The organism is Comamonas terrigena NBRC 13299, assembly GCF_006740045.1.
Taxonomy (GTDB): Bacteria; Pseudomonadota; Gammaproteobacteria; order Burkholderiales; family Burkholderiaceae_C; genus Comamonas; species Comamonas terrigena.
Genome location: NZ_AP019749.1, coordinates 4,045,808 through 4,060,008 on the forward strand (window position 1 = coordinate 4,045,808; position 14,201 = coordinate 4,060,008).

The following is a 14,201-nucleotide window of genomic DNA, read 5'->3' on the forward strand; positions in this document are numbered from 1 at the left end:
ACTGGGTGTGAGGGTGCTGGCCGTCAGGCCTTTGCCGCCCGTGCACCAGCCCCCAGCCATTCGACCCCACCGCCGGATCCAGCCCGGCAGCAGGCGGCGCCATGCCGCTCAGTCTTGCGTGGACACCACGCGCCACGGCAGTGCGTCGCCGGCACGCAGCGGCTTGAGCTGCGCCTCACCGTAGGCAAAGCTGTCCGGCGGGGTCCAGCTTTCGCGGCGCAGCGTCAGCGTGCCGGTGTTGCGCGGCAGACCGTAGAAGTCGGCGCCATGGAAGCTGGCAAAGCCTTCCAGCTTGTCCAGCGCGCCGGCGTTGTCAAACGCCTCTGCATACATCTCGACGGCCGCATGTGCGCTGTAGCAACCCGCGCAGCCGGTGGCGTGCTCTTTCAGGTGGGCCGCGTGCGGCGCGCTGTCCGTGCCCAGGAAGAACTTGGGGCTGCCGCTGGTGGCCGCCTTGACCAGGGCCAGGCGGTGGGTTTCGCGCTTCAGCACCGGCAGGCAGTAGTAGTGCGGGCGGATGCCGCCCATGAAGATGGCATTGCGGTTGAACAGCAGATGCTGGGGAGTGATGGTGGCGGCCAGGAACCGGTCGGAAGCCGCCACATACTCGGCGGCTTCCAGCGTGGTGACATGCTCCATCACAATCTTCAACTCAGGGAAATCACGGCGCAGCGGAATCAGTTGCTGGTCGATGAAGGCGGCTTCGCGGTCGAACAGGTCGATCGCGGGATCGGTCACCTCGCCGTGCACCAGCAGGATCAGGCCTTCGCGCTGCATGGCCTGCAGCGTGGGATAGATCTTGCGGATATCGGTCACGCCATGGTCGCTGTTGGTCGTCGCACCTGCCGGGTACAGCTTGCAGGCCACCACGCCGGCGGCCTTCGCGGCCACGATGTCGGCGGGCGAGAGCTTGTCGGTCAGGTACAGCGTCATCAGCGGCTGGAAAGCGCTGCCGGCGGGCAGGACGGACAGGATGCGCTCGCGGTAATCGGCCGCCATCTGCGCCGTGGTCACCGGCGGCTTCAGGTTGGGCATGATGATGGCGCGACCCATCTGGGCGGCGCTGTGCGGCACCACGGCGCGCATGGCTTCCCCGTCGCGCACATGCAGGTGCCAGTCGTCGGGACGGGTGATGGTGAGGGTGTCGAGTGGGGCGGTCATGGGGCCCTATTGTCCCATTACCGCCCCACTCTGCGCTGGGCAGCGCCAGCGCTTTGTATGTCCATTGACGGCAGCGGGGCAATGCCCCGCCCGCGCATCAGTTGTTGGTGATGTGGTTGTCGGTAATCACCTTGCCCCACTTGCCGAGGTCGCTGGCAATGCGTTTGTGCATGGCGGCACCGGGGGCAAAGGCCGCCGTGGTACCCACCTGCTGCAGCTTCTCCTGCACGCTCTTGTCGTCCAACGCCTTCTTCAGGGCGGCGGTCAACTGGTCCATGACGGGTTGCGGCGTGCCGCGGGGCGCCATCAGACCGCCCCATGCCACCGCGTCAAAGCCCGGGAAGCCTTGTTCGGCCACGGTCTTCACATCCGGAGTGAACACCACGCGCTGGGGCGAGCCCACCGCGATCGGACGCAGCTTGCCGGACTTGATGTGCGGCAGCGCGGCAATCATGTCCGAGAACATCATGGGCACCTGGCCACCGAGCAGGTCGGTCATGGCCGGTGCGCTGCCCTTGTAGGAGATGTGCAGCATCTCGAATTTGCCCTGGCTCTTCAGCAACTCGGTCGACAGGTGCCCGAAACTGCCGGAGCCGGCGCTGTTGTAGTTGAGCACCTGCTTCTTGGAGGCCGCAATCAACTGGGAAATGTCCTGCACATCCAGGACTTTGGGATTCACCACCATCACGATGGGCAGGTCGTAGGCCACCCCGATGTGGGCGAAATCCTTCAGCAGGTCGTAGCGTTTCTGTCCATACAGCTTGTCTCCCAGCACGGTGGGAGAGGCCAGCATCACCAGCGTATAGCCGTCCGCGGGGCTCTTGGCGGCGGTCTCGGTCCCCACCAGGCCCGAAGCACCGGCGCGGTTTTCCACCACCATGGGCTTGCCCAGGGTCTCACCCATGTGCTGGCCCAGAATGCGCGCTGCCGTATCCGTCGGCCCTCCTGGCGGGAACGGTACGATCAGCTTGATGGGCTGGTTGGGATAGGCCCCCGCATTGGACGCCAGCGCCGGCGCGCTCCAGGCGCCTGCCAGCAGCGCGACGGCTGCCATGCAGGCCGAACGACGGGCCAGAAGAGAGGAAGTGATGGACATGGGAAAGTCTCCGAAAAATGGCGTACGCAATTTCTGAGGTGTCGCGTATCTGCCAAGCAGCATTAGATTGCGAACATTTGTTCGGAAATAATGCTATCGGACTTCCTTCCATTCCTGCGTCCAGCAGGTGACAGTTGCCAACCGCCCGCACCATGCCTTCACGCCCCCCATCCTCTGCCGCCGCGGACACATCGCCCACCTCTGCCTTGCACAGCGAACGCCTGGAGTCACTGGCCAACGGCCTGGCCGTGCTGCGTGTCTTTGCGGAGGGCACACCGACGCTGACCGCCCAGGAAGCCGCACTGCGGCTGGGCCTGACGCGTGCGGCCGCCCGGCGCCTGCTGATCACGCTGCAGCTGGAGGGCTATCTGTGCAACGAAGGCACCGAATACCGGGTCACTCCCAAAGTCATGGACCTGGGCTTTGCCTACTACGCCGCCATGAGCCTGCCGCAACTCGCCCATGGCACCTTGCAGGCTTTGGGTGAACAGGTCACGGAAGCCTGTTCGCTGGGGGTGTGGGATGAGGGGCATGTGGTGATCGTGGCGCGGCACGAACCGGCACGCATGCTGCGCGTCAACGTCGACATCGGCCGCCGGCTCCCGGCATCGGCCCACTCGATGGGCCGGGTGCTGCTGGCCGCGCAACCCGTCGCGGCACAGCAGGCCCACTTGCGTGCCCACCCTCCCCGGGCGTTCACCAGGGAGACGGTCACGGACACGGCCCAGCTGCTGCAGATCTTTCACCAGGTCGGCCAGCAAGGCTGGTGCCTGCTCACGGGCGAGCTGGCCGAAGGCTTTTGCGGCATCTCCGTCCCCATCCACGGCGCCTCGGGAAAGACCCTGGCGGCCTTGAGCATCACCATGGTGCAGGGACGCCACAGCGCGCACGACATCCAGTCGCGCTTTCTCCCGCCCTTGCAAGCCGCAGCCCAGCAGCTGGAAGCCCTGATCGCAGGGCGAGAGCGCTTTCATGGCTTCACCTTCTGAAAGCGGTCCACGCCGCCTTTTTCTGGCGCCATGACAAAAAAAGGAGCACCCGGGGTGCTCCTTTTGTGCGGGACATGCGGCCCGGTCAGTGCTGCAGGATCTTGCTGAGGAAGTCCTTGGTACGCGGCTGGCGTTCGTCGGGCTTGCCAAAGAAATCTTCCTTGGTGCAGTCTTCCAGAATCTTGCCGCCCACGTCCATGAAGATCACGCGGCTGGCCACCTTCTTGGCAAAGCCCATTTCGTGCGTCACGCACATCATGGTCATGCCTTCGTTGGCCAGGCCCACCATCACATCCAGCACTTCCCCCACCATTTCGAGGTCCAGCGCGGAAGTGGGTTCGTCAAACAGCATCACGATGGGGTCCATGGACAGCGCACGGGCAATCGCCACGCGCTGCTGCTGACCACCGGAGAGCTGGCCAGGGAACTTGTCCTTGTGGGCGGTCAGGCCCACGCGGTCCAGCATCTTCAGGCCGCGCACCTTGGCATCGTCAGCCGAGCGACCCAGCACCTTGATCTGGGCGATGGTCAGGTTCTCGGTCACCGTCAGGTGGGGGAACAGCTCGAAATGCTGGAACACCATGCCCACCTTGGAGCGCAGCTTGGGCAGATCGGTCTTGGGATCGTGCACGGCGGTGCCGTTCACATAGATCTCGCCTTTTTGCACCGGCTCCAGCGCGTTGATGGTCTTGATCAGCGTGGACTTGCCGGAGCCCGACGGGCCGCACACCACCACCACCTCACCTTTGTTGATGCTGGTGGAGCAGTCGTTGAGCACCTGGAAGCTGCCGTACCACTTGGAAACGTTTTTGAGTTCGATCATGAGTATTCCTCAGAGTCTGGGTGATACGCCGCTCAGCGAATGATGGCGATCTTCTTGTGCAGACGCTTCACCAGCCACGACAGAGCGAAGCAGATGATGAAGTAGATGACGGCAGCAGCGATATAGGCCTCCATCGGGCGGCCATAGTTCTTGCCCGCCACTTCAAAGCCCTTGAGCATGTCGTAGGCACCAATGGCGTAGACCAGCGAGGTGTCCTGGAACAGGATGATGGTCTGCGTCAGCAGCACCGGCAGCATGTTGCGGAAAGCCTGTGGCAGCACCACCAGACGCATGTTCTGGCCATAGGTCATGCCCAGCGCCTGGCCGGCAAACACCTGGCCACGCGGGATGGACTGGATGCCGGCCCGCATGATTTCCGAGAAATACGCTGCCTCGAATGCCACGAAGGTGATGACGGCCGACAGTTCCGCACCGATCGGGCGGCCGATGACCAGCGGCACCAGCAGGAAGAACCACAGGATCACCATCACCAGCGGGATGGAGCGCATGCCGTTGACGTAGATCGTGGCCGGCACGATCAGCCATTGCTTGCCCGACAGGCGCATCAGCGCCAGCAGGGTACCGAAGAAGATGCCGCCCAGCGTGGCCACCACCGTCAGGGTGACACTGAACATCAGCCCCTTGAGGATGAAGTTCTGGACCAGGTCCCAGTTGTAGAACGAGAAGTCGAGTGCCAAGTTCATATCAGTGTCCTCCCGCACCCGATGCGCTGATCATGCCCGGCACGCGGGAGCGCTTCTCGATGAAAGCCATGATGCGGTTGATCGCAAAGGCCGAGATGACATACAGACCTGTCACCGCCATGTAAACCTCGATGCCCCGGCCGGTTTCTTCCTGGGCCTGCATGGCGAACATGGTCAGCTCGGTCACCGACACGGCAAACGCCACGGACGAGTTCTTGAAGATGTTCATCGTCTCGCTGGTCAGCGGCGGAATGATGATGCGGAACGCATTGGGCAGCAGCACATAGCGGTAGGTCTGCCAGGTCGTGAAACCCACGGCCATGCCGGCATAACGCTGACCACGCGGCAGCGCCTGGATGCCGGAGCGCACCTGCTCTGCAATACGCGCCGAGGTGAAAAAGCCCAGAGCCAGCACCACCAGCACAAAGCCGGAAACCGACTTCATCGCCGGGAACAGCGAAGGCACCACGTGGTACCAGAGAAAAATTTGCACCAGCAGGGGGATGTTGCGGAAAAACTCCACCCATGCATTGCCAAAGCGCACGACCCACGGGTGGTCGGGCAAAGTGCGCAATGTGCCGATCACGATACCCGCCGCCAATGCCAGCAGCAGCGCCAGCAACGAAACCGAGATGGTCCAGCCCCAGGCCGACAACATCCAGTCCAGGTAGGTGACGTCACCGTTCTTGCCGAAACACCCTTGCACCTGCGTGCGCTCCAGGGTGTCTTCGCAGAACATCTGCCAATCCCATGCCATAGGATTTCCTTCACAAAATTTCAACTACGGGCGCGGCCCACGGCGCCCGCCCAACAAAAAACGCCCCTGGCGATGCCAGGCACCGCAGGGGCGTCACCGGGCCGATTTACTTGTTGAAATCTTCCTTGGGCTTGTTGTTGGGGTGCAGCCAGGCGTTCTTGGTCGACTCCGACAGCGGCAGACCCACCTTCTGGTTGGCCGGCGGGATGGGTTGCATGGTACAGCTTCTCCAGCGAGCCGTCCTTGACCTGGCGGGCGATGGAGTCGTTCACGGCCTTCAGGAAGGCAGGATCGCTCTTGCGCACCATGCAGGCGATGGGTTCGGTCGACAGGGGTTCACCCACCAGCTTGAAGTCCTTGGGAGCCTTGGACTTGGAGATGTTGCCCATCAGGATGGAGCCGTCCATCACGAACGCATCGGCGCGACCGGTTTCCAGCAGCAGGAAGCTGTCGGCGTGGTCCTTGCCCATGATGTTCTTGAAGTCGATGCCTTCGGCACGCTTGTTCTGGCGCAGCAGCTGCACCGAAGTGGTGCCCGTGGTGGTGGCCACGGTCTTGCCGTTCAGGTCCTTGATGTCGTTGATGCCGGAATTGGCCTTCACCGCAATGCGCACCTGCTCCATGTAGGTGGTGTTGGCGAAGTCCACGTCCTTCTGGCGGTTCAGGTCATTGGTGGTGGAGCCGCACTCCAGGTCCACCGTGCCGTTCACCACCAGGGGGATACGGTTCTGCGAAGTCACAGGCTGGTACTTGACGTCGACCTTGGCCACGCCCAGTTGCTTCTGGATGTCCTTGACGATGTTCTCGGCCATCTCGGTGTGGAAGCCCACGTACTTGCCGTCACCCAGCGTATAGGCCAGGGCGCCCGAGGACTCGCGCACGCCCAGCGTGATGCTGCCGGAGGACTTGACCTTGGCCAGGGTGTCATTGGCTTGCGCCATCGCGCTGCCTGCAGCCAGAGCGGCCACAGCAACGGCCAGCAAATGCTTCTTCATATCTGTATCTCCTCAATAGATAGGGTCCAACGCAGGACGGCAGGCCGCACCACCGGCGATGCCTGCCATGCTCACATCCTGGGAGCACATTGTGCAACCAAGCTTGCGCTGGATCGCAGTATGTGTCCACCACGTGACCGTGTCGTCAGGATTTGACCTGTATGCGTGTAAATCTCTAGGTAAGAAATTTTCATGCCAGGTTCTGCCCGGGCGCCGGGTTGCCGCATCATATGCAAGTAGGCACTCTCCGCCAATGCCGCGTTGTTTGGAAAGTATGCGCAGCCTGCATCAGGTGGGCAGTGTGCCTGCACCCTGCTCCTGCAGAAACGTCCACAGTGCATGGGCAACGCTGTTGCCCCCATCCTTGCCGACAGGTTTTTCCCTATAAGCCCTGACATCCATAGGCATTTGGAACTGGGTCAGCTCGGCCGGAGCCGCCTGCACCAGGCGCCCGCTCTCCAGTTCCTTGCGTACCGCACTGAAGGGCAGGAAGGCAATCCCATGGCCTTCCAGTGCCATGGCTTTCAGGCCTTCAGCCATATCCGTTTCGTACACCCGGTCCAGGTGGATGGGGATGCCCGCATCCTTCAGGATCAGCTCGGTCACCCGGCCCAGGTAGGCGCCGGGCGCATAGCCCAGGAAAGGCAGCGGCTGCCCCGCCGTGCCGGGCAGCGCGTACAGCGGGCGCCCCTGTGCGTCGGGTTTGGAGTACGGGGCCAGCAGTTCCTGGCCCAGGCTGACCATCTCGTATTTATTGGCGTCCAGCTGCAGCGGCTGGGAAGAGTGGTGGTAGGCGATCAGCAGGTCACAGCCGCCTTCCACCAGGCGCATCACCGCGTCATGCACATTCAGCGCGATCAGGCGGCTCTTGAAGGGGCCGAACTGCTCGTGCAAGGCCGACACCCAGGCCGGGAAAAAGGTGAACGCCAGCGTGTGCGGGACCGCAAAACCGACCATGCCCTTGCCCGCGCTGACGTGCGAGCGCAGCATGGTGCGCGTGCTTTGCAGCGACTGCAGCATCTCCAGCGCCTGGTCGTACATGGTCTTGCCCGCGGGCGTCAGCCGCGTGGGATAGGAGCTGCGATCCACCAGATCGGTGCCTGCCCAGGCTTCCAGCGCCTGGATGCGCCGCGAGAACGCCGGTTGGGTGACATGACGCAGTTGCGCGGACCGGCTGAAACTGCGGGTTTCAGCCAGGCTGACAAAGTCTTCGAGCCATTTGGTTTCCATGCCCGCCATTATCCGCGAGCGCTATGCATGGAATGCATAGTTGGCATGCAACGCCCTCCCGCGCGCCAGAGAAGTGCGTAAAACCGTTGTATCCAGCGGCCCTCGCACGCACAACTCCCGCTTCCACATCGCCACGCACCGGCATGGTGCTGTAGGCACTGTCTGAAGCGAATGCCTGCCCCTGTCCTACGACATCTCGAGAAACTTCCGATGACTATCGAAGTGATAGCAGCATGATGTGCCGTGTCACTCTGGCACGGCACATCTCCCAACCAGGAGCAGCCGTGAGCTACACCAAACGCCAAGTCCAGAATCTGTTGACCAAGCCGGAGCTGGAACTGTTCCAGGCCAGCCGCATCGGCGCCATCAAGGCCTTCAATGCACGGCAGCTGGTGGGCAAGATTTCCCGTGCACGTGCGCTGCGCGACAAGTACCGCGACCTCTACCAGCGCCAGACCGTGCGCACCGCGACCGCCCCGGCCACCCCGCGCAAGGTGACGGGCACGGCCAATCTCCGCACCGACGTCAAAGCCGATGTGATGCAAGAAGTGCTGGGCCGTTTCGAGGCCCAATTCGAGAAGGTGCAAAGCCCCCCCGGCCAGGCCAGCAAGAAAGCACCTGCTGCCAAGCGGGCGCCAGGCAAGGCCGACATCGCCATGCGCGGGGTGAATGGCACCACCCCCAGGCAGCTGGCGCGCACCCAACGCGCGGCAACCGATTTGGCGCAGGAGGTCGTGCAGTCGCGCGCCGCCACCCCCAAGCCTGCCGCCAAAAAACGCGCAACACCCTCTGCGGCAACCCAAACCGCCACCACCTCCGCCGCCAAGACGGGCCGCACCAAGGCAGTCGCCGCACCCGCCAAAACCCCGGCCAAGGCAGTGCGCGCTACCGCAGCCAAGAAATCTGCCGCAGCGAGCGCCCCCGCCAGGCGCAGCAGCCCCAAGGCAGGTAAAAAGGCCGCAGCGTGACACCCTGCCGGTGATGTGGCACCCGGCGCTGCCACCCGGCGCGCGCCCCTGCCCATGCCCATGGGGCCCGGCGTGGCAACCGCGAACGCAGCGCCGCCCGGCCCCTCTGCACACCGGCCCTTGTGAGGGCCGGTTGCCGTTCAGGGGGTGAAGCCGCTGCCGTGCCCGCCGACCGCCTCAGGCAGCCGGCGATCGCGGCCGGCCTCTGACAGGCCTTGCACATTCGTTGCGCGGATGCTCCAAACCAAGGGAAATGCCTATTGTTTGGCGACAGGCCGTGCCGCGTTGTTCCTCGATAATGCCCCAGCGCACCCACCGGTGCGTTCTCCACTCCACACCTCACGGTGCACAACGCCGCGGCGGTAGAGGGACTGCATTTCAACCATGTGTGTTTTTCTGACTTCCCGCGTTCATGTCCTCCATTCCTCCCGAGACCGAAGGTGCGGCCGATGCCGGCGCGCGCCCGGATGACCCTCGCTCGCTGCGCATCGAAGACTGGCTGACGGTGGCCATCATGGCCGCACTGGCCCTGATCACCTTTGCCAATGTGCTGGTGCGCTACTTCACCGACTCCTCCTTCGCCTGGACCGAAGAAATCTCGGTGTTCCTGATGATCCTGCTGGCCCTGGTGGCCGGCTCCGGTGCGGTGGCGCGCAACCAGCACATCCGCATCGAGTTCTTTGCCGACCGGGGCTCCGTTGCCCGCCGCCGTGCACTGGCGCGCTTCGGCACGCTGATGGTGGCCTTGCTGTTTGCGGTGATCGCCGTGCTCAGCGTGCGTGTCGTCTGGGACGATTACCGCTTTGAAGAGACCTCGCCCGGCATTGGCGTGCCGCAATGGTGGTATTCGATCTGGCTGCCCCTGGTGTCGGCCCTGATCACCCTGCGCGCCCTGGGCCTGTTTGTGCGCCAGGGCAAGCCCGGCGCCTTCACCGAAGACGAGACCATCGAAGCCTCCGGCAAGGAGGCCCCATGATTGCCACCCTGCTGTTTCTGGCCTTTCTGGGCCTGATGTTCGTCGGCGTGCCCATTGGCGCCGCCCTGGGCCTGGCCGGTGCGGCCGCGATTGCGCTGGCCAATGCCGATGCCCAGTGGTTCGGGCTGCTGGCCGTGCCGCAGAACTTCTATGCAGGCCTGGGCAAGTACCCGCTGCTTGCGATCCCCATGTTCGTTCTGGTGGGCTCCATCTTTGACCGCTCGGGCGTGGCCTTGCGCCTGGTCAATTTCGCCATCGCCATCGTGGGCCGCGGCCCCGGCATGCTGCCACTGGTGGCCATCTGCGTGGCCATGTTCCTGGGTGGCATCTCGGGCTCCGGCCCGGCCAATGCCGCCGCCGTGGGCGGCGTGATGATTGCCGCCATGAGCCGCGCCGGCTACCCCAAGAGCTTCTCGGCCAGCGTGGTGGGCGCTGCCGCAGCGACCGACATCCTGATTCCGCCATCTGTGGCCTTCATCATCTACTCGGTGCTGGTGCCCGGCGCCTCGGTGCCGGCCCTGTTTGCCGCCGGCATGGTGCCCGGCGTGCTGGCGGGGATTGCCCTGATCGTGCCGGCCGTGTGGATGGCACGCCGGCACAAGATGGGGGCCCTGGAAGCCACCCTGCCCCGCCCGGCTTTCTGGAAGAGCCTGAAGGAAGCCTCCTGGGGTCTGGCCGCGCCGGTGCTGATCCTGGGCGGCATGCGCGCCGGCTGGTTCACCCCCACCGAAGCCGCCGTGGTGGCCGTGTTCTACGGCCTGTTCGTGGGCATGGTCATACACCGCACCATCCGCGTGCGCGACCTCTACCCCATCCTGCGCGAAGCGGGCGAACTGTCCGCCGTGATCCTGATCGTGGTCTCGCTGGCCGGTATCTTTGCCTTCTCCCTGTCCACCCTGGGCGTGATCGACCCGGTGGCCGCCGCCATCGTGAACTCCGGCCTGGGCGAATACGGCGTGATGGCGCTGCTGATCCTGCTGCTCATCACCGTGGGCATGTTCCTGGACGGCATCTCCATCTTCCTGATCTTTGTGCCGCTGCTGCTGCCCATCATGAACCACTACCACTGGGACCCCGTGTGGTTCGGCGTGATCCTCACGCTCAAGGTGGCGCTGGGCCAGTTCACCCCACCGCTGGCCGTCAACCTGATGGTGTCCTGCCGCATCGCCGGTGTGCGCATGGAGTCCACCGTGCGCTGGGTGGGCTGGATGCTGCTGGCCATGTTCCTGGTCATGGTGCTGGTCATTGCCTTCCCGCAGCTGGCGCTGTGGCTCCCGGCGAAGCTGGGCTATTGAGTGTTCCCCCGGTTCCGATTCCCAACCTATAAGGAGACAAAACCATGCAACTGCGCACTTTCCTGACCACCGCCGTGGCGGCCGCCGCCACCCTGGCCTTTGCCCTGCCTTCCGCCATGGCCGAGACCAAGTACAAGAGCGAATACCGCATGTCCCTGGTGCTGGGCACCGCCTTCCCCTGGGGCAAGGGCGGCGAGATCTGGGCCGACAAGGTGCGTGAGCGCACCCAGGGCCGCATCAACATCAAGCTCTACCCCGGCACCTCGCTGGTGCAGGGCGACCAGACGCGTGAGTTCAGCGCCATCCGCCAGGGCGTGATCGACATGGCCGTGGGCTCCACCATCAACTGGTCGCCCCAGGTCAAGGCGCTGAACCTGTTCTCGCTGCCTTTCCTGTTCCCCGACTACGCGGCCGTGGATGCCGTGGTGCAGGGCGACACCGGCAAGGAAATCTTCAAGACCATCGACAAGGCCGGCGTGCTGCCACTGGCCTGGGGCGAGAACGGCTACCGCGAGATCTCCAACTCCAAGAAGGCCATTACCAAGCCCGAAGACCTCAAGGGTCTGAAGATCCGCGTGGTCGGTTCGCCGCTGTTCCTGGACACCTTCACCGCCCTGGGCGCCAACCCCACGCAGATGAGCTGGGCCGATGCCCAGCCCGCCATGGCCAGCAGCGCCGTGGACGGCCAAGAGAACCCGATTGCCGTGTACATGGCCGCCAAGCTGCAGTCCGTGGGCCAGAAGCACATGACGCTGTGGGGCTACATGAACGACCCGCTGGTGTTTGTGGTGAACAAGGACGTCTGGGCCAGCTGGACTCCGGCCGACCAGGCCATCGTCAAGCAGGCCGCACTGGACGCGGCCAAGGAACAGATCGCCATCGCACGCAAGGGTCTGGTGGAGCCCGGCAAGCCCCTGGTCAAGGACCTGGAAGGCCTGGGCGTGACAGTGGTCGACCTGAATGCGGCACAGCGCAAGGTGTTTGCCGACGCCACCAAGAGCGTCTACACCAAGTGGAAGCCCCAGATCGGCACCAACCTGGTGGACATGGCCGAGAAGGCCATCGCCGGCAGCCGCAAGTAAACAGCGCCACGGGCACATCGCTGCCGCCTGGCAGCGGCGTGCCCCGGATGCACGGGGCGCGGCAGCGCAGTTCAGATTCTGCTGCCGCACCCAGCGCTGCCAGCCTGGCGCCCGCAGTGCGCCACACTCACAGCCCTTCGATCAGCGGCGCCTCCCCCATCAGCACTTCCATCTGGCGCGCCACGGCGTGGCCCTCGCCCAGCAGCAGCACCTGGCGCAGACTGGCCAGCATGCGCTGCGCAAACCCCAGATCATTCATCAGCGAGCTCGCCACCAGGCCAGGCAAGGCACCGCCGCGGATGCCGGCGAACAGGTGCTGGCGAAACTGGTCGGCAAAGTTCTGGTTGCGGTCGTCCAGTGCCTGCAGCTGGGCGGCCCATTCGGTGTCCGGCGCATCAGAGCGGCCCAGTGCGCGCACATCGCGCAGTGCCAGCAGCACATGGTGGCGCAACTCGATATAGCTGCGCCGCGCCGCACTCTCGGAGGGCTCCGGCAGGTAGCGGTGCATATTGCGCTGCAGGCGGTGGGCGTTCTTGACGGCATCCACCATCTGGAAGGCTGCCACCTGGCTGTCGTGCCAGAACTGTTGCTGGGCCGGGTCGGCCGGCAGGTCCACCTTGCCCATGAAGGCCAGCAGCTGGGCGTAGACGCCCTTGATGTGCAACTGGTAGAGCCGGTCGGCATCCACACGCTGCAGCTCCACCCGGGCACGCAACTGGGCATCGTCGCGCGGCGGGTCTTCCAGCATGGCCAAGGGACAGTACAGCGCATGGCAGATCACTTCCAGACTCAGCCGCCCCATGTGCTGCAGCTCCTGGGCCACGGCACGTGCCGCGCTCTCGGTGGTCTGCAGCGCACTGGTCTGCAGGTAGCGGGCCTGCGTGGCTTCGGCGGCCTGCTCGGTCTGGGTGGCGATCAGCACCGCAGGCTCGGCCTTGTCCGGCAGCCAGCGGGTGAGCGCAGCCGCCAGCTGCGGCTGCCAGGGCCAGAACAGCAGCACACCCAGCACATTGAACAGGGTATGGAACAGCGCCAGCTGGATCAGCAGATTGCTGCCCGCGCCAAACCACCCCGTGGCCTGCACCACCAGCCAGCTCAGCGGTGACAGCAGCGCAAAGCTGACCACGGCCGTGCTGCAGTTGAACACCACATGGGCAATGGCCAGGCGCTGGCCGCTGCGGCTGCTGCCGATCATGCCCATCACGGCCGTGGACACGCTGGAGCCCACATTGGAGCCGATCGCGATGCACAACGACTGCTGCAGCTCCAGTTGGCCACTGCCCAGGGCCGCCAGCGTCAGCATCAAGGTGGCGTGGCTGGACTGCACCACCACGGTGATCAGCGCCCCGACGGCCACAAACAGCAGCGCGCCCTGCAGACCGTCGGCGCTGTAACGCTGCAGGTCCATGTCGCCAAAGCTGGTGAAGCCCTGCTTGATCTCGTCAATGCCCAGAAAGATCAGACCGATGCCCAGCAACAGCCGCCCAATGGCCGCGCCGCGGGCACCGGAAAAGCCCAGCAGCACCCCGAACACCAGCAGCGGCATGGCCAGTGGCGCCATGCTCAGGTTCTGGCCGGCCATGGCCAGCAGCCAGATGCCGCTGGTGGCCCCCAGGTTGGCGCCAAACAGCACGGCCAGGCTGCCCGCCAGGGTGATCAGGCCGGTGCTCAGAAACGCGATCGTCAGCAGCGACACCAAGGTGCTGGACTGCAGCAAGAAGGTGGCCACACAGCCGAACAGCAGGCCCTTGCCCGGGGTGGCCGTGCTGGCAGCCAGCAGCGTCTGCAGCCGCCCCCCGGCCAGGCTTTTGAGCCCCTGTTCCAGTTGCTGCATGCCGAACAGGAACAGCGCCAGACCGGCGCACAGCGTGAGCCAGCCCGGGCTGAACCAGAACGACCAGGCCAGTGCCCCAGCGGCCAGCGCAATCAGCGAATGTTTGGAATACGTGGAATACGCTGCGGCCAGCACGGAGGATCTCCCGTTGTCATACGGCGGTCATATGGAAGGCATATGGCGGGCATATGGAAAAGCGACTGAGCTTAGCGGAAGCGGTCCATCTCAGGGCCTGCCCGCACTTGACCTGCATCAACCGCCTCTTGCGACGCCATTGCAGCACGCCCGCGG

12 protein-coding genes and 1 pseudogene are annotated in these 14,201 nt (G+C 64.5%); 5 read left to right on the forward strand and 8 right to left on the reverse strand.

Annotation, left to right across the window (positions count from 1 at the left end; all coding sequences use genetic code 11):
* Positions 1-108: 108 nt before the first annotated feature.
* The gene (gene pyrC / locus CT3_RS18310) at positions 109-1,161 is read right to left on the reverse strand and encodes a dihydroorotase (protein ID WP_066540902.1); all 1,053 of its coding nucleotides are present in this window, start codon (positions 1,159-1,161) and stop codon (positions 109-111) included.
* Between the two features lie 97 nt (positions 1,162-1,258).
* Positions 1,259-2,257, reverse strand: a complete 999-nt coding sequence (locus CT3_RS18315; protein ID WP_083520599.1) for a Bug family tripartite tricarboxylate transporter substrate binding protein — start codon at positions 2,255-2,257, stop codon at positions 1,259-1,261.
* Between the two features lie 152 nt (positions 2,258-2,409).
* Here CT3_RS18315 and CT3_RS18320 point away from each other — a divergent pair, with 152 nt between their 5' ends.
* Positions 2,410-3,246, forward strand: coding sequence for an IclR family transcriptional regulator domain-containing protein (locus tag CT3_RS18320; RefSeq protein WP_083520600.1), 837 nt, complete (start codon positions 2,410-2,412; stop codon positions 3,244-3,246).
* An 85-nt stretch (positions 3,247-3,331) separates the two neighbouring features.
* Here CT3_RS18320 and CT3_RS18325 read toward each other — a convergent pair whose 3' ends face one another.
* From CT3_RS18325 to CT3_RS18345, 5 genes and pseudogenes are all read right to left on the reverse strand, one after another.
* Complete coding sequence (locus CT3_RS18325) at positions 3,332-4,069, reverse strand: amino acid ABC transporter ATP-binding protein (protein WP_066540905.1); 738 nt, start codon at positions 4,067-4,069, stop codon at positions 3,332-3,334.
* Positions 4,070-4,101: 32 nt separating this feature from the next.
* Positions 4,102-4,773 (reverse strand): amino acid ABC transporter permease, encoded by a 672-nt coding sequence (locus CT3_RS18330; RefSeq protein WP_066540906.1) that lies wholly within the window; start codon positions 4,771-4,773, stop codon positions 4,102-4,104.
* Position 4,774: 1 nt separating this feature from the next.
* The gene (locus tag CT3_RS18335; protein ID WP_066540907.1) at positions 4,775-5,530 is read right to left on the reverse strand and encodes an amino acid ABC transporter permease; all 756 of its coding nucleotides are present in this window, start codon (positions 5,528-5,530) and stop codon (positions 4,775-4,777) included.
* A 106-nt stretch (positions 5,531-5,636) separates the two neighbouring features.
* Positions 5,637-6,525: pseudogene (locus tag CT3_RS18340) on the reverse strand (amino acid ABC transporter substrate-binding protein).
* A gap of 288 nt (positions 6,526-6,813) precedes the next feature.
* On the reverse strand, positions 6,814-7,755 hold the full coding sequence (locus CT3_RS18345; protein WP_172591766.1) for a LysR substrate-binding domain-containing protein: 942 nt from the start codon (positions 7,753-7,755) through the stop codon (positions 6,814-6,816).
* A gap of 284 nt (positions 7,756-8,039) precedes the next feature.
* Here CT3_RS18345 and CT3_RS18350 point away from each other — a divergent pair, with 284 nt between their 5' ends.
* From CT3_RS18350 to CT3_RS18365, 4 genes are all read left to right on the forward strand, one after another.
* On the forward strand, positions 8,040-8,723 hold the full coding sequence (locus tag CT3_RS18350) for a hypothetical protein (RefSeq protein WP_066540909.1): 684 nt from the start codon (positions 8,040-8,042) through the stop codon (positions 8,721-8,723).
* Between the two features lie 412 nt (positions 8,724-9,135).
* Positions 9,136-9,699, forward strand: a complete 564-nt coding sequence (locus tag CT3_RS18355; RefSeq protein ID WP_066540910.1) for a TRAP transporter small permease — start codon at positions 9,136-9,138, stop codon at positions 9,697-9,699.
* Positions 9,696-10,994, forward strand: coding sequence for a TRAP transporter large permease (locus CT3_RS18360; RefSeq protein ID WP_066540911.1), 1,299 nt, complete (start codon positions 9,696-9,698; stop codon positions 10,992-10,994). Before CT3_RS18355 ends, CT3_RS18360 begins: the two co-directional genes overlap by 4 nt.
* 44 nt (positions 10,995-11,038) lie before the next feature.
* Positions 11,039-12,076 (forward strand): DctP family TRAP transporter solute-binding subunit, encoded by a 1,038-nt coding sequence (locus CT3_RS18365; protein WP_066540912.1) that lies wholly within the window; start codon positions 11,039-11,041, stop codon positions 12,074-12,076.
* Positions 12,077-12,203: 127 nt separating this feature from the next.
* On the opposite strand, the gene CT3_RS18370 is transcribed toward CT3_RS18365, so the two are convergent.
* Positions 12,204-14,045 carry a Na/Pi cotransporter family protein gene (locus CT3_RS18370; RefSeq protein WP_218568100.1) on the reverse strand — a complete coding sequence of 614 codons (1,842 nt, stop codon included), beginning with the start codon at positions 14,043-14,045 and terminating at the stop codon, positions 12,204-12,206.
* Between the last annotated feature and the right edge of the window lie 156 nt (positions 14,046-14,201).

Coding starts and splice junctions, on each gene's coding strand:
- CT3_RS18365 (WP_066540912.1), top strand. CDS start 11,039: ATGCAACTGCGCACTTTCCTGACCACCGCCGTGGCGGCCGCCGCCACC.
- pyrC (WP_066540902.1), bottom strand. CDS start 1,161: ATGACCGCCCCACTCGACACCCTCACCATCACCCGTCCCGACGACTGG.
- CT3_RS18355 (WP_066540910.1), top strand. CDS start 9,136: ATGTCCTCCATTCCTCCCGAGACCGAAGGTGCGGCCGATGCCGGCGCG.
- CT3_RS18345 (WP_172591766.1), bottom strand. CDS start 7,755: ATGGAAACCAAATGGCTCGAAGACTTTGTCAGCCTGGCTGAAACCCGC.
- CT3_RS18315 (WP_083520599.1), bottom strand. CDS start 2,257: ATGTCCATCACTTCCTCTCTTCTGGCCCGTCGTTCGGCCTGCATGGCA.
- CT3_RS18360 (WP_066540911.1), top strand. CDS start 9,696: ATGATTGCCACCCTGCTGTTTCTGGCCTTTCTGGGCCTGATGTTCGTC.
- CT3_RS18335 (WP_066540907.1), bottom strand. CDS start 5,530: ATGGCATGGGATTGGCAGATGTTCTGCGAAGACACCCTGGAGCGCACG.
- CT3_RS18325 (WP_066540905.1), bottom strand. CDS start 4,069: ATGATCGAACTCAAAAACGTTTCCAAGTGGTACGGCAGCTTCCAGGTG.
- CT3_RS18320 (WP_083520600.1), top strand. CDS start 2,410: ATGCCTTCACGCCCCCCATCCTCTGCCGCCGCGGACACATCGCCCACC.
- CT3_RS18330 (WP_066540906.1), bottom strand. CDS start 4,773: ATGAACTTGGCACTCGACTTCTCGTTCTACAACTGGGACCTGGTCCAG.